Source organism: Paenibacillus yonginensis (assembly GCF_001685395.1).
Lineage (GTDB): Bacteria > Bacillota > Bacilli > Paenibacillales > Paenibacillaceae > Fontibacillus > Fontibacillus yonginensis.
Window position 1 is genome coordinate 3954281 of sequence record NZ_CP014167.1, and the last position, 16331, is coordinate 3970611.

Genomic DNA, 16331 nt, shown 5'->3' on the forward strand with positions numbered 1-16331 from the left:
CCGGCCGTGCTGCCTAGTAGTCTTTAGAGTCTATAGAGGCTTTAGAGGCTTTTCCGCCTGCGCCGGGTCCAGCAAACGTTCCAGCGCAAAAGCCAAATGCCGGACGGCCGTCCGGGAATGACGGTAAAAGGTTGTCCGGCTCATATGAAACAAGTCAGCCAGCTGGTTTTTGTTCCGTCCGCGATGCAGGTACGTTTCTCGTAAAATCTGCTGTTCCAGCGGTGTCAGCGGCTGAAGGGGCCGCTCGTCCGTTAGGATCTGATGAATCTGCGCCTGGATGAAGGCGCCTGTAAGGCCAAACATACGGATGACCGGATGCTGGTTCAGCAGATGAACATCAAACAATTGCTGTAGAATTTGCTGCACAACGTGTTCGTCTAAGCTAAAAGAGGCTGGCATTGAAGCTGCGGCTGCTTCTCCCGTTTGCCAAATAATCCTCTGCACCCATGCGTCAAACGAGGTATGCCGAAAATCCAGCTCCCATATTTGCCATGGGGGTGTGTCCGCCTGGGCTTTTGGCTCAGGAGACGGGCTCTGTTCTCTAGAGGCGGCAAACGTTTCGGGTTCCGGCCATAACGGTAAATCTGCCGGTAAAGCGGTCCGCTCCTGGAAGCCCATAAACGGCAGCAGCGTATTCAGCTGTGGATCGGCTGTCACCAAAATCCCGCGCAGACCGCCGGTCATAAAGACCAGCCACTGCTGCATCAGCAGGGCCCCAAGCTCTTCCGGACGGTACAACGGCTGCGTAACATCGACGGCAGCGAGCAGTACAAACAGGGTATCCGCTGTTTCAGGCTCCAGCTCATTCAGCCGGTCTGCTTCCCCGCCAAGCACCCGCTCCCACCCCGGAGCATATCGCTTTAGCAGCGGCATAGTCCCGGCATGGAGCCACAAACCGGCGCTGAAAGCCAGCGGCGTTCTCGCGTCGCTGCGAACAACCCGGATACCCTCCGGGCTGTGCTCCGCGATATCCTCCAGCAGCGCCGGGTAATCCTCCGGCCGGACCAACTCCGACTGCCAGTCGGACTGGGCAACGGAAGCCGCCATAAACCGCTGCAGTTCAGGCAGATCCTCAGGCTGGAACGGGGAAGGCTCCGGCACCCGCAGCTGGGAGGAGAAATGCGCATACGCATGTGCGGCCGGCAGAAACTCGCGGTACAGCTCCAGCACGTGGGCGGCAATCCGCATTTGCTGCCGTTTGCCTGCCGTTTGAAACCGCTCGGCCAGCACGGTAAACACCCGATTCCGCAGCAACTGGAAGGCATCCGCCCAACGCTGGGCATAATCCTCCCGCAGCAGCCGGGATACCACGTGATGCAGGGCAAGGCCCTCGGGAGTCCGGCGGACGAACGACAGCTGGCCAAGCTCGTAATAAGCTGCCGTATCCATCTGACGCTCCAGCAGGCTGCTCAGCAGCGACTGATCCGCCGCAGGCAGCAGCGAAAGGACAACCAGCGCCGGGTATAATTCCGGAGAAGTCGCTTCGCGCAGCAGATCGGCGCTTAGAATCGAAGGAATTTCATAAGGCGCTGCCGAATCTCCCTCCGGCTCCTCCCCCTCTTCCGCCTTCGCTTTCACACGTCTGGCCCACTCCACGGTCAGTACAAGTAGCAGCGGATGGCCTTCCGTCTTCTGTGAGATATCCATACGGATATGCTCTTCTAAGCCGGAGCCCGCCAAATATTCATGCACCTGTCCGCGTGTGAACAGCTGAAGGTTAAACTGATCCAGCCGGCTTCCCCAGCGAGGGTTCGTCTGCCATTGGAGCGAGAGTCCGGTGCGGCAGGCAAATACGATTAACACCCGGGCTCCCGCCGATTCCAGCTGGGGCAGAAAGCTGGAAAGAAACCAGCCGTCCAGCCGTTCGGAGCCTTCGGCATTGTCGATCAGCAGCACGGTCCGGCTGCGGGACAGCTCATCTATGACATAAGAGAAAAGAGGGACGTCCGGCTTGCGTTTTCTCCCGTGTTCACTCTCCAAAATCATTTCCATACTCGTCAGGAACGCTCCGGAGGTGGCACATTCACTTTGCCCATCCAGCCAAAAGGTCGGAACGGAAGCCTTCCTTGCTATTCGGGAGAATTCCAGCAGTAATGTGGTTTTACCGATTCCGCCGATGCCTGACACTGAAACAATCCGAGTTTCCGCCTGGGCATCCCCCAGCCAGTCATGAAGCGCTGCGCACTCTCTTGAAAGACCAACTACCGGCGGGCGGAGTGGGGTCTCGCGGTCTGTCCTCTCTAATTCCACTTTCTTTCGCTCCCTAAATTCAGAATCATTCTCAATATCTTAAAATTGAAACATTTATGAAACAAGCTTATCTCTATTTTAATACTAAAATGGGGAAATAGAGCGGAGGAATTTCATTTAGATAACCATTTACAAGTTAAAAGGGAGCTGGAAAATGATAGACCTAAACAGAATAGCAGGTTTAAGAACCCAAAAACGCGCAATCGGTTTAAAGCCCTTTTGGATTTCGATGCTGGCATTGACATTATTTTTGTCGGCAGCCGACAATTTTGGAGGAGCCTCGCTGGTGCTGGCAGACGGGTCTCAAGATGCTCCGCCCGTTGTAAACGGCTGGGTTACAATCTCAAACACGGATCAGCTCCTTTATGTCGATCAGCACCAGGCCGGTTATTTGGACCAGAAGCTTCGCCTGGCAAACGATATTCAATTATCCGGCTATGACTGGATTCCGCTAGGCGGGAACCTTGCCCTGCCTTTCAGCGGTACGTTCGACGGCAGGGGCCATCTTATCTCCGGTATATCCATTTCGGGTGCCGGCCTGGACAATGTGGGCTTCTTCGGCGAGGTTTCGGGTACGGTCAAAAATCTTGGCTTAGAAGTCCAAGTCGCCGACGGCGAAAATACGGGTGGGATCGCCGGATACCTGAATGGCGGAAAGATCGACCACTCCTATACGCTAGGGAGCGTTAAAGGCCGCCCCAGTACAGGTGTACCGGATTTAACGAACCTTTCCGTCGCAGGAGGATTGGTAGGCGCTTCGGTCAATTCTTCCATCACCCGCTCTTATTCGGCGGCCTCCATAACCACCGGTTATGCATCAAACGTTTATGGCGGCGGACTTGTAGGCTCTCAGGGCAGCGGAGAAATAAGCGATTCTTATTCGATAGGGGCTCTGTTTGTTCAACAGGCACCTAACAGTTATTCCTTTATTAGAGCCGGCGGTCTAACTTCATTTCTGATCTACGGAAGCATTGCCGATAGCTTTGCGGCCAGTTCTATAGACACCGCTAATTTAGATACTTTTTATTACCAGCTTCTCGGCGGATTAGCGGCGGATGCGCCCAGCGGTCCGGCTAGTTCCCGTTCTTATTTTGATTCCGTGGTTTTTGGGCATTTGGATGAAGGGAGCGGTGCAGCTCCCAAAGCAACTGCGGAAATGCAGCAGCAGTCTACTTATACCGGCTGGGATTTTGAAGGAACCTGGGCCATGCCAAACAGCTCCAGTGTGAACGGCGGGTACCCGTACCTCCGGCCTGAAATCTTAACAGAGGAACTGCCCGATGCTTTATCAGGCACCGCTTATTCGCTTCAGCTCGAAGCTTTTGCCGGTGCAGCAGGCGGATTGAGCTGGAGCGCCACCGGGCTCCCTGACGGCCTGGTGCTTGATGCGGATACCGGCTTCCTGCATGGCACGCCCGCTGAGCAGGGCCTCTTCAGTGTCGATATCACAGTAACCGACGCCGCTCTTAACAGCGCTCATACGATATTGAACCTAAATGTCGGGCAGCCTGCTCCAGATATAGCGGGTTTAGTGGTTGAGCCTGGTCATGCCATGGGTGCGGTCAAAGCGGTTGTAGATTCCCCGGCTGATGAAATTCATTTTGCCTACAGCCTGACTGAGGCTGATACCCGGCCGGAACGACCGCTCGTTGGCGTCAGCATGCCTGCTGATGCAGTCTCATATACGATGGGGAGCGATATCACAAACGTCTCTCCCGGTCAGTACATCACCTTCTATCAACTAGATGACAACCGGCAAATAGAGGCTTGGAGCAGCCTTCAGCTGACTGCGGATCAGATCCAAAGCAGGATCGCCGTAACAGGTGTAAGTCTGGAGCCTGAGGAGCTGACGCTAATAGAAGGCCAGGAGCCGGTACAGCTTACGGCCTTGATTCAGCCTGACGATGCCTCTAATAAGTCGGTAAGCTGGACTTCCAGCGATTCAACCAAAGCCTTCGTCGACCCCTTTGGCCGGATAACACCTTACGCAGCCGGTAAGGTCTGGATCACGGTGACCACAGAGGACGGCGGTTACCACGCTCAGACTACCGTCACCATCCAGCCGCGGGAAACTGCCGGAACGGTAACCGGCAGTGTGTACGGGTTGTCTGAGCGTGCTCTCAGTGACGACAGTACGCTCAGTGAAAATGTTACAGACACTACAGGAAATGCGGTTATGGCCCCAGCCAACGCTGGCCGCCTTGCCGCTGAGTTTCCGCTGGAAGGAGCAACCATAAAGCTTGGCCGGACAAGCGGGGGACAGACGACTTCCGGCATAAATGGTGCTTTCATGCTGAATGACGTACCGGAAGGAAGCCAAATGCTTATCATTTCCGCCGACGGCTACGTAAGCAAGGAAATACCGGTTAGTGTTACGGCTGGTGAAACCATCGATATCGGACGGATTACGCTTGAGCCCGTCGCTCCCGAGGAGCCGGGCGGGAATCCCCCCGGAAATAACCCCGGCAGCGGAGGTGATGGACCACCAAGCTCTCCTTCAGGCGGTTCAGGCATCCCGCCTATGGCACCCGTGGCTCCGACTTTGCTTGTGCAAATAAACGGCCTGCCAACTGCTTTGCCGGCTACGAAGGAAACGGCTTCTGACGGCCGATCCGTGATCCGTTTAACACTGAACGATTCGTTGCTGCAGAAGCTGTTCGCTTCGGACGAAACCGCTGTTCTGGAGGCTGAGGCTGACGATGAGCTGTTAAAGGTGGATCTGCCTTCCTCAGCGCTGGACAGTCTGTTAGGGAAGCAGCCAGGCTCTAAACTGCTTATCCGGTTTAACCGATTGGAGTACCTTCTCCCGTTAAATCTTTGGGAGGATGCTCCTTCGGGCAAGGTAAAGACAATAGCCATAGGCAAAGCGGCCGCGGCCACAATCCGGGTGCTGAACGCTTCCTTGTCCGCCAAGGGCTTCCGCCTGCTGGCTGACCCTGCAGAGTTCTCGCTTAATGTAGACAATGCCGAATGGACAGGGCCTAAGGATCTTTATACAGAAAGGGCAATTTCCCTGATTAATTCCGGTGACCTGGCCGATCCAGCTGATTTGGCGACTCCCACTGGTTTGACAGGACCGGTTGATCCGGAGACCTCCACCGTGGTCTGGATGGATGACTATAACCAGCCTCATTTTATTCCTTCTGTCTTTCAAACGGACAACGCTGCAGCCAAGGCTGTCTTTTATTCGCCGCACAACAGCCTTTACGCCGTCGTCCAGGGCAAGCGCGACTTTACCGACATCACAGGCCACTGGGCCGGGCCGGACATCAAGCGGCTAGCGAATAAGTTTATTGTGGACGGCTTAACCTCCACGACCTTTGCACCGGACAGACCGGTGACACGTGGCGAGTTTGCCAATATGCTCGTAAACGCCCTTGGATTTGCTGGACCTGCAACCGGCAGGTTTGAAAATAATGATGGTCAAGACAGCAAGCCAGACGTTTATTCCAACAGCGAACTAGATATGGACAGAGGATTGGGCGACTCTAATGACCTGCTATTTTCAGATGTGCTGCCGCAGGCCTGGTATGCCGGAGCTGTAAAAACAGCCGCAAAATCCGGTATCATTACCGGCTACAGCGATGAGACATTTGGACCAGACAACCTCGTCAACCGCGAGCAGCTGGCCGTCATGATCGTCCGGGCCATACACTTTGCCGGCACCAGCAGGGGGGCGGACTCGGGTCCATTTAGTCTGGATACAGCCCGCATGGCTGTGCCTTTTTCAGATGCTGCCGCCATTTCAAGCTGGGCACAGGCTTCGGCAGCCGAACTGTCTGCGGCACAAATCCTGTTAGGCAATACTTCCGGATTCTTTGAGCCAAAAGCGTATGCCACCCGTGCCGAATGTGCTGCCGTTTTGAGCAGGATGCTTGAAGCACTGGGATTTATCAATCCCCCAAGCAACTAAATAGCAGCATAACAAACCTGAAAAGAGCCGTGTTTCCAAGCGGCTCTTTTCGGGTTCTCTTGACTACTTTTGACTAAGCTGCCGAACTAGGATACAGAGAAAAAAAACAGCCGCGCTAAAGCTTCTTGGCGTACAGGTTTAATTTCTCCGACATTTGGTGGATTTCTTCGATGAACGTTGAAATTTGCTGCGACGAGGCCGCCTGCTCGTTCACCACTTTCGTGATTTGCTCAATCGAGGTTTCAATCCGGTTCGTGGCTTCCCTGAAGTTCTTGAGCACCTCTTGAACCTCTTTCGTGGAGTCAACCGTAGTATGGGATTACTTGCGGATTTCACCGGCTACGATGCCGAAACCTCTGCCTGCATCCCCGGCATGTGCCGCTTCGATAGCTGCGTTAATGCCAAGCAGATTGGTTTGGTCGGCTACATTTTTTACAATCTTAATGATTTCGTCCGTCTTATTGAGCTGCACGACCGTTTCTTTCGCCAAATCAAGCAGCTGTTCTGTATGGTCGGCCAGTGTATTTGATCCGCTAGCCACAATATTAAGCTCGTTGCTCGCTTGTGAAAGGGCGCTGGATATTTGACCGGAAATGTCCATTAGCTCTCTTTGCTTCCGCACCTGAACCGCTATGCCTCCAACCACCTGTCCCTCCGGATCATGAAGAGGGGTGGCCGTACCCGTAAACTCAAACCCGTAAAATTCGGCAGGGACATCGGCCTTGATAGGGGCACCCCCTTTAATCACCTGGGTCAGCGGTTCTTCCTCATGCAGTAGCTGTCCAGCTCTAATAGGAAGCTGGATATTCTCGCCTGGCCAGTAAGCTATAAATCTCTCCTTGTCACAAACTGCAATGGATAACTCAACGGGAATCGCTTGTTTGAATACAGGGACCATCGCAATCAGTTGCTCTAAGGATGTAATCGTCATGGTGTAAATCCCCCAATATATTTGATGAAAAATTTCCTGTTATATAAACTATCGGAAATTTTTTTGTTAAAATCAATAGAATTTCATTATTCCATAAAATCGTTTAAAGACAGCAGGGATTAGCGAAAAGCTTCGCTTGATAGGCGGTTTCCTTCTTTGTCCAGGCCCACTACGTTGTAGTGATCCGCTTTGGCGGGCAGGTTCACAAACCAATAGGTGTCTCCATCTTCACTTTTGATCAACTTGGCCGGATAAAGATGGTTCAAATGATCGGACACCTGGATTTGCTGAATCCGTGAGTCCTTAATCACCCCGAAGAACACCGGAGTATGTTCCAATTCAAGCCAGCCGCTTTGTAAAGGCTTCTTGGCAGGTTCACTGGAATTGTATTCAAAAGAAACCGAAGCTTGCTGCAGCGGGGACCACTCCTTCGATTCTTTAGTGTATTCATATTCATCTACCTCCAGCAGCAAGGTACGGGACCCGTCCATTTCGTGAACCCTTCTGCTAAATATCAGCATCCTGTTGTCTTCAAGACTCTGCTTGAGCAAAACTTGATTACGTGTATCCGGATGTGCCGCATCAAGGGCGTTCTGCCAATAAAGATCCGTCACAGCAGTCTGGCTTTGACTAGCATGAAGGCGCTCCTGTACACCTGGAAGAGGGTGTTTCATTAGCAAAATGGTCACTGCCGCGCCTGCCAGAATCACGGAAAGTCCGACTATACCTGATCGGCCAAAGCCTTGCCGTTTCTTCTGATTGGTGGAAGCTAAAGCCTTGCTTTTGATTTTCTCTTTCAATTCCTGGGTAAAAGCTGCCGAACGCAGCGGATTGTCCTCCAGTTCCTCGTACCATGCCGGTTCAGACGGTTTCATAGCAGTAGTCCTCCTTTAATAAGCTGAACATCTTCTTGCGCGCCGTATATAATCTAGACTTCACGGTTCCCTCCGGAATTTGGAGAATGTGAGCCATTTCAGCCAAAGAAAGTCCATATTTCGCTTGCAGCAGAAGAACCTCCCGATATTTCGTGGGCAGACTGAGTAATTTCCTCCAAACCTCATTCGTAGCCTCATGCTCTAGATAAGATTGCTCCGCTGAATTCCCCTGTCCCCTGGACCGAATCACGTCAACCAGCAGAACTCTGCGAAAAAAAGCCGACTTCCGGTAGTTGTAGCTAACATTTCTCGTAATCCGCAGCAGCCAAGTCTTTACGGAAGCTTCTCCCCGAAACGAAGCTATGTTCAAAAAAGCCTGCAGAAAGACATCCTGGGCAATATCATCAGCCATACTTCGATTTTTGGTCAGGGAATAAGCAAAATTCCAAATATCCTGCCCAAAATGATCCATCAGATGTTCAAGTGTATTTGTGTCCATATTGGCCAGGTGCTTCATATAATCCTCGTTCAACATCCTCACCTCATTCAAATAGACAACTTAAGGCCTGCTTGGGTTCATTGTGGAACTGGGATTATCCACAGATTAATAAAAGAGACACTCTTGGTGAGTGTCTCTTGATGAGTGGAAGGATATAGGGACGCAAAAGCTGATTCGATTCCTTGGATGAATGGGGGTTAAGGCTCACCATTCCTCGCCATGTTCTTTCAGAATAGAGGTGATTTCCTCAAACGAGTGAAGTCTTTTCGCAATGTCCACGATAAATTCTACTGCAAATCTACGTTCCATTCTCATATGATAGCCGTTTAACATCAAAAATGACTTTGTTACCAGGTAGGCCGTCCGCTTATTTCCGTTATGGAAGCAATGATTTTTTACGAGGGATTCAAGCAAAGCTGCAGCTTTCTCAAATAAAGTCGGATAAGCATCTTCTCCAAAAATGCTTTGCTGTGGTCTATGTACCGCAGATTCCAGCAAGCCGTGATCCTTGACCCCCGCCTGCTCTGCGTCATTCATTCTTGTCATTATGAAATAATGTGCTGAAATAACCTCTTCCTTGGTAAGAAAGGTCGTCATATTATTATCGGTCCCTTAAGTCTTCAAGAATGCCGGTATCTTCTTCAAAAACATCAAAAAAGGCCTCAAGCACCTCTGGTCTTACGTGATCAGGAAGCTGGCCTTGGTGAGCCTTTCTCAACACTATTTCACCACGGTCATTTTCGATAAATTCAATCTCGTCACCTTGTGATACATTCAGCTTGCCAGCCAGATCTTTAGGTACACTTACGCCCAAACTGTTGCCCATTCTTCCTATTTTTCGGGTATAACGGTTATTATTAGGTTTATCATTTGCCACTTTAACCACACCACCCATTCTATTTCTTCCCTCCTACAGCATGATCCTAACCCATAAAAATATACATACGTTATAACGGTATTTACAGTTATAACGTATGTATATTTTATCAGATTATTTTCATTTTAAAAATGGGTCCATTTATCTGTAGAAAGTACCCCTTTTGATTCCAACGATCCCTCGCTCGATTTAACGCTTCGTCTGGTTAGGACTTGTATTGGCTAAAATAGGCAGCATTTTCTCACTCTTTTCCATAAGCGAGCTGCATTGGCCACAGATCGGTTGATTCAATAAAACGAAGTTGTCCCTCATCCATCCGTTGCAATTTTCGTTGGTGCATGACCAAATCGCTGTCATTTCCTCTGGAAGGTCGATCATCTGTCTTTTCCGTGAATAGTACAAGTAGCATCCCTCTTTCTCTTCTGGAATAATGAGCGAAAAAAAAGCCCCAACACCAGTTGGGACTTTCTCACACTGTCTTACAGTTTAACAACGTTCTCGGCTTGCGGGCCGCGGTTGCCTTGTACTACATTAAATTCAACGCGTTGACCTTCGTCCAGCGATTTGAAGCCGTCGCCAACGATAGCGCTGAAGTGAACGAATACGTCGTCTCCGCCTTCTACCTCGATAAAACCAAAACCTTTGTCTGCGTTAAACCATTTTACTGTTCCTTTTTCCATGATTCATTACCTCCATATATTTAATTTGTACATGATCTTCAAATTTCAAAAAAAAATCACATATTGTACAAGGCTATAAATGAAAATCATAACCCTCTACAATATGTGAGTTCAGGTCGAAATTCCAATAAAGTAACTATAACACGATTGAGTCGGTTTTGCAAGTTTAGTGCAAATGCCAGCTGATTGATTCCCTTAACCTAATCATGAACATGCGACATGCGACTGTCATCGAAAGCAATACCGAAGCGCACCGTAACCAATCCTGTGGCTATTCAAATCCACAAATTTTTCAAAGACTCATGGTCTAGTATCTATCCGCTTTCGTAATTGGAATCCATACCTCCACACAAAAAATGCCCTTATCCTGACTAAACATCTCAAATTCCGGACCCTCAGCTTGCGTGTAGCCGGACGTTGGGAACCATTCAAGGAAAATCCGTTCGCGTAAGCGACGAACAACCCTTGTGGTTTCCGAACCAGCATGCTTATCGGTAAAGAACACCGCCCAGGTAAGTGACGGAACAGGCAGCACGAAGTATCCCGGAGGCACGTTACTGCTAGGCGAATCATAGCAAATCATATAGGAGAACATCCTCGGCGAATAATTGAAAAGCGCAGCGTTAAGCGGAGTATTATAGTCCAGCCTGATATCACGATGGAATTGGGCCACGGCGCCGCTGCCGATATTATCATCCCAGAACTTAGTGATCTGGGCGTTCGTCCGCTCCGAATCCACGATGATATCCGTTTTAATTCCGCATACCTCGAAAGCAGGCTTCTGCATGATCCGATAACTGATCTCGCTATCGCCATCCATAGACATATGGAAGGAAAGCTTAGGATAGGCCTTGAGCGACGTGCCCGGGTTCCGCGCCAGCGTGGGCATGATGCCGTGCATGCTTTTGAATGCCCGCGAGAAAGCTTCAGGTGATTTATACCGATACTTGGCAGCTACATCGATGACTTTCTCCCCGCCCTCACGCAAGTCGAACGCGGCCAGCGTTAGCCTCCTGCGGCGAATATATTCAGAGATGGAGATATCCGTTATATAGGAAAACATACGTTGAAAATGGTATGCCGAGCAGTACGCTCTTCGAGCCACCTGCTGAAAGTCAATTTCCTCTGTGATATGGGCTTCAACATAATCAATCGCACTATTGATTCGTTCCATTGAATTCATAGGTTTTACCTCATCCCATCCATTCGGCTAGATTTCCCTTCTGCGCGAAATGATAACTCTCGTACATGTATGGCAAGGCTATCCTTCTCTTCTTTTGATAAATAGATTATCTTTACCATTGAAAGCGATTACGTCCTTAGTGTTATTCTATATTTTTTAGGATGCAGGATCAACGCATGCGGACAAAATCTTATTCGATGCTCCGTTTATTTCACCATCCCATTTATTTGGCTCCCTTATGAGAGGACCTGATATCTGTCGTGCATATACTGCAAGGCTAGCCTTCATTTTTTTTGATATACATAAATTATCACCGCTTATGTATGCGATTACATTACACAAAACTTCAGGAGGTCGAGCCAACAAAACAGCAGTGGGATGAAGGCAGGGTTGGCGGTACAAGAAAATCCTTGTGCCGCAAACCTCGGAAAGTACCGAGAGGCTAGATCATATTTGGGGAGGGGAAGTAACACCATGAATAAACGGTTTAAGCAGATTTGGATGGTGTTGTTTGCAGTTGCCTTATTTTTGTCACAGTTTGGAATAACGCACAATGCAAGGGCGGCAGATCCAAGCAGCCCAAATGTTATCTACGATATGCAAAGCGATGCCAAGCTTGTCGCTGGCGCATTCACTTCTACCGATAACTTGCAAAAATCTGGTGACAATGCCTTTAACGTTACTGAAAATGACGGAGTAAAAACAATCGAAATTTCTGGAAGAACAGCAAACTATAACGGCGTTGATATTCTGACCGCCCCAATAAAGGCGATTGGCGGGGCAACCTTTGAGCTTCAAGTAAAAGGTCACCTACCAGCAGATGCAACAGGCTACGAGGACGATCAAATGCTGCTTGGCAAGTCTAATGATGGCTATGACTATTTAAAGACTACGGATAGCGCTGCAGCAGGTGATTCGTTTACATTGGATTATACTTTTGACTATGCAACACTTAGCGGCTATGTCGATAAATCAACCAACCTAAGGATCCAAGATACTAAAGGCACTTTAGATAAGTTCGTTATCGACAGTATCATGATCACATCCACAGGAACTACCCCAGCAATCCCAACACCTCCTACCGACACACCTCCGGCTTCTGATGAGGCTGTTACTGCCTACGACTTGCAACAGGATACCGGGCTTGCTGATCTCGTTTCTGCTGGTGGAAATACCTATTTGCAAAAAGCCGGCCCTCTAACCATCAACGCGATCTCTAACGGTAACGGCACAGTATCTCTTGACCTTTCGAACAGAACAGATAGCTGGCATGGCGTTGACATTAAAGCTTCTGCAATCGGCTTAACAGCTGACGCTGATTACACTGTTGAACTGACAGGGCATGTTCCTGCTAGCGTTACGATTCCTAATGGCGCACAAATTATTTTAGGTGGTTCAGCATCTTCCTATACAACTTTAAAATCAGTTGATGCAGCTGAGACATTCACATTAAGTTATAGCGGAACAGCAGCTGCAGATACAGGCGAAACCTCGGGGCTTAGAATACAAGCCGACCCTGGTTTATCCCGATTTATAATTGATACACTTGTAATTAAAGTTAAAGGTGGAACAGCCATGCCTCCTAAATCATTGTCAGATGTTCCTGGTGTCCATGTTTCGCTGACATCCAATGGCGACAGCTGGTCAGGCGCTAACATTATTTTGGGTACCGACAGTTCAGTATGGCCTTTCTCTACTGGCGACGCAGTAGCTTTCACTCCGGTTAAAGATGCGAAATATCACCTTACATTCAACGCGACTTCCACAGGGGCAACTGGATATCGAGTACGTTGGATTACAGGCAATGATAATGGCGGTTATACTCAAGGAGATAATGGAGTTGTCACAGCAGATCCTAACCGCACCTATGCAGTTGGCGTAAAGGCTGACGGAATTCCGGCTTCGTACACGGGTGTCGAAAAAGCTGAAGCGACTGACTTTGCAATCGACTTCACCATGAGCGGCAGCGAACCTGATCAAGGACTTATTGGTAACATTGGTATTCGTGGCACATCAGGAAGTAATGACTTTATTCTGAACAGCATTAAGATCACGGATGATAGTGGAAACGTTCTGGTAGATTGGGCTGCCGAGGCTTCTACATTCGTGCCAGACGATTATGTATGGCCGGAACCGAAGTGGGATCTGTCGCTGCCCTCGCTGAAAGACGCTTACAGCAAATACTTCAAAATCGGCAACATCATGGAGCCAGAGCAAACTACGGATACAACACTTACTGCCATGTACGACAAGCAGTACAACGTAGTAACCGCTGAAAATGCGATGAAGCCTGAAAATCTCTTGAAGAACATCTCTTCGGCAAGCGATTTACCGGATCTCAGCAAATATAACTTTGCAGGTTCTGATCAAATTGTTAAGTGGGCTGAAGAGAATAAACAGTCCATCCACGGGCATACGCTTGTATGGCATTCACAGACTCCAGCTTTCATTAACTCTGGGGATTCTGGTACACGTGCAGCCGCCAAAGCTAATATGGAAACTTATATTACCAACGTAATTAAGCATTTCAATAGTCCTAACTTTATTTCCTGGGACATTGTAAACGAAGCTTTCGACGACAACACAGCAAAATTCAACGGTACAGATTGGAGAACAGGCTTACGCAGTTCGCCTTGGCTTACAGCTTATACTAATGGCGCGGACGCGAGCAAAGGCGAGAGCGGCGCGGATTATATTTACGATGCGTTCGTATTCGCACACTTAGCTCAGGCCCAAATTGGCAGCACAGCTACGTTGTATTACAACGACTACAACGAGACTTACAAGTACGAGGAAATTGCTCAAATGGTTGAAGACCTTAACGCGCAGTGGGAGCAAGATTCCCGTTATGATGATCGCAAGTTGATCGAAGGCGTTGGCATGCAATCTCACTTCTGGATTAATAGCAAGCCGGACGTGAATGCACAAGAAGTAGAAAGAGCTATCAAGAGATTCGTTGATGCTGGAGCTAGAGTCAGTGTTTCTGAGCTTGATATTCCTTACTCAGCCAACAACAACTATCACCTTGACGAAGCGAAGTTAGCTGAACAAGCGAATGAGTACGGCACCCTGTTTACCATTTACAAGAAATATGCTGCCAATATCGACCGAGTTACATTCTGGGGTAAAGCCGATATTCAAAACTGGCGTGGATCGGGTATGCCTTTGCTGTTCGACAACAGCTTTAGACCTAAGGCGGCATTCTATACGATTATAGGTTTAGGTGCAAATACCACTTCCCCGTATACGCCACCGGTAAGCAACCCCACCGCTCCGACGGGCTCCAGCAATGGAGCGGGTTCTGGTTCTACAGAGCAGACGCCAACTCCAGAGCAGAACCCAACTCCAGAACAGACACCAACTCCGGAGAAGCCGCTGTTGGATAGTAAACTTGTAGACGCAAAGCAAGTGAAAGCTGCTGTGCAACAAGCACTGCAAGCGAACGAGCCAATCAACTTCTCTGACGTACCTGCTACGCGCTGGTCTACTAAGGCAATACAATTTGCTTCGCAACTGGGTCTTATCCAGGGTAAGCCTGATGGTACGTTCCGCGGTTCTGAAGAAGTAACACGCGCAGAATTTGCTACGATGATCGTTCGCGCGCTGGGTCTTGACACGACAAGAGCGGATGGTTCCTTCTCTGATACGGCCGGTCACTGGGCGAGTACTGACATTAGTGCATTGCATCGTGCAGGTATCGTGAACGGTACGGGTGATGGCAACTTCAAGCCGGATCAAGAGATTACTCGCGCCGAAATGGCTGCAATCTTGGCTCGTATTCTGAATATGAACGCAGCTAATGGAACGAAGTTCTCCGATATCGACACTAACTGGGCCGCTAACTATATCAATCAGCTTAGCCAGGCAGGTATCGTGAGCGGTGTCGGCGACGGCAAGTTTGCGCCGAACGCCACCGCTACCCGCGAGCAGTCGGTAGCAATCATCGTACGGATGCTAAACATTGTGCTTGACCTGGGACTTGACCTGTAAGCCATATAGTAAGGTAGTCAATAGCATTTGAAATTAAAAGGCCGTCCTTTGCTCCAATGAGTAAGGGAGGGCCTTTTGTTGCAGTGAGGACAACCAACATATTGTAAGCATCAAAGCTGCTGACAGTACAGTTCATGAATCACCAACAGCCAGCGATAGGTTTTACGGCTAATCAGTGTGAGCAGACGTAACACGGAGGCTCGACTGGTTGAAGCCCAATAGACCTCAAAAATGCAGAATTCAAAAAGTTTGGGCTCTATCTTGGACTACAATTGAGTTTAGACAAGGCAAAAACCCGCTCAGTGAGCGGGTTTTTAGTATGGAGGCGAGGGGAGTCGAACCCCTGTCCGAAGGCAACGCCACATAGGTTGAGCTTCGCTGTGGGTGTATTGACAGATTTGGGGTCACCTAAACGCTTGCTCCGCAATGCTAGCATCGTAAGCGATACTTAAGTTCACAGTTCAGATAAGCATCAGTTGCTCAATAAAACGTTTGATGGCTTTGACTGGTTGCGAATCCTTGGTTGCTTCTGAAATCCACTCATTATCTTGAATTAAAACTTGGTTAGCTTTGCCGGGTTTAAAAACATTAGCTATGCAACCAACGCTTTAGAACCAACTGTCGTCCCCAGTCTTTTTATATCGATCTTCAGTACTATCAATATATATGTTTTAGCTGTTGCTAATAGTCTGGGTACACAATGGAAGCACATTCTAATAGAGCATCCTCTAAAGTTCCCGGATTATTGTTATTAGGGAAAATATAAATTTCGCCGATCTATCGGAAACCGTCGGAAATACCATCAACATGTTCCAGAACAAGGCAGACATCGCAAACCGAAACTATACATTATAAAACTCTAATCATTCCCTTTATTACAATAATAGAGGTAATATAAACTAAAATATGTATTATGTTTACAAAAAGGAAGATTAAGTATATTATCTCAATATAGATATGTTTTTGTTACAAATATGAGAGTTGATTACCTATTACATTGCTCAGAAATGTATCTAAACTATGAAATGAAATGGGGAGGATTTAATGAAAAAACCAATTAGTTTTCTATTGAGTGTGGCTCTAGTATTCGTATTTAGCATGCCTGCATACGCAAAGGAATAAATTTCCATCAA

Annotated in this window: 12 protein-coding genes; 2 read left to right on the forward strand and 10 right to left on the reverse strand. The window is 48.8% G+C overall.

Annotated features, from left to right (window positions below):
- Positions 1–30: 30 nt before the first annotated feature.
- On the reverse strand, positions 31–2250 hold the full coding sequence (locus AWM70_RS17975; protein WP_068698700.1) for a bacterio-opsin activator: 2220 nt from the start codon (positions 2248–2250) through the stop codon (positions 31–33).
- A 229-nt stretch (positions 2251–2479) separates the two neighbouring features.
- Between AWM70_RS17975 and AWM70_RS17980 the strand changes: the two genes are divergently transcribed.
- The gene (locus AWM70_RS17980; protein WP_169823471.1) at positions 2480–6163 is read left to right on the forward strand and encodes an S-layer homology domain-containing protein; all 3684 of its coding nucleotides are present in this window, start codon (positions 2480–2482) and stop codon (positions 6161–6163) included.
- A 115-nt stretch (positions 6164–6278) separates the two neighbouring features.
- On the opposite strand, the gene AWM70_RS23545 is transcribed toward AWM70_RS17980, so the two are convergent.
- The 9 genes from AWM70_RS23545 to AWM70_RS18015 form a co-directional block, all read right to left on the reverse strand.
- Positions 6279–6443 (reverse strand): hypothetical protein, encoded by a 165-nt coding sequence (locus tag AWM70_RS23545; RefSeq protein WP_169823472.1) that lies wholly within the window; start codon positions 6441–6443, stop codon positions 6279–6281.
- Between the two features lie 39 nt (positions 6444–6482).
- Positions 6483–7094, reverse strand: a complete 612-nt coding sequence (locus AWM70_RS17985) for a methyl-accepting chemotaxis protein (RefSeq protein ID WP_083180407.1) — start codon at positions 7092–7094, stop codon at positions 6483–6485.
- A 119-nt stretch (positions 7095–7213) separates the two neighbouring features.
- Positions 7214–7969 carry a hypothetical protein gene (locus tag AWM70_RS17990; RefSeq protein WP_068698703.1) on the reverse strand — a complete coding sequence of 252 codons (756 nt, stop codon included), beginning with the start codon at positions 7967–7969 and terminating at the stop codon, positions 7214–7216.
- Positions 7956–8504, reverse strand: a complete 549-nt coding sequence (locus AWM70_RS17995) for an RNA polymerase sigma factor (RefSeq protein WP_068698705.1) — start codon at positions 8502–8504, stop codon at positions 7956–7958. The genes AWM70_RS17990 and AWM70_RS17995 overlap by 14 nt, the downstream gene beginning before the upstream one ends.
- Before the next feature lie 168 nt (positions 8505–8672).
- A complete protein-coding gene (locus AWM70_RS18000) occupies positions 8673–9065 on the reverse strand; it encodes a type II toxin-antitoxin system death-on-curing family toxin (protein WP_068698707.1) in 393 nt (130 codons plus the stop codon).
- 4 nt (positions 9066–9069) lie between these two features.
- Positions 9070–9363, reverse strand: a complete 294-nt coding sequence (locus AWM70_RS18005) for an AbrB/MazE/SpoVT family DNA-binding domain-containing protein (protein ID WP_068698709.1) — start codon at positions 9361–9363, stop codon at positions 9070–9072.
- Between the two features lie 171 nt (positions 9364–9534).
- Positions 9535–9723 (reverse strand): cold-inducible protein YdjO-related protein, encoded by a 189-nt coding sequence (locus AWM70_RS22955; RefSeq protein WP_418303186.1) that lies wholly within the window; start codon positions 9721–9723, stop codon positions 9535–9537.
- 101 nt (positions 9724–9824) lie between these two features.
- On the reverse strand, positions 9825–10025 hold the full coding sequence (locus AWM70_RS18010; RefSeq protein WP_068698711.1) for a cold-shock protein: 201 nt from the start codon (positions 10023–10025) through the stop codon (positions 9825–9827).
- Positions 10026–10332: 307 nt separating this feature from the next.
- Entirely contained in the window at positions 10333–11208 is an 876-nt protein-coding gene (locus AWM70_RS18015; RefSeq protein ID WP_068698713.1) for an AraC family transcriptional regulator, read from the reverse strand.
- Positions 11209–11682: 474 nt separating this feature from the next.
- Between AWM70_RS18015 and AWM70_RS18020 the strand changes: the two genes are divergently transcribed.
- Positions 11683–15198, forward strand: coding sequence for an endo-1,4-beta-xylanase (locus tag AWM70_RS18020; protein ID WP_169823473.1), 3516 nt, complete (start codon positions 11683–11685; stop codon positions 15196–15198).
- Positions 15199–16331: the final 1133 nt, after the last annotated feature.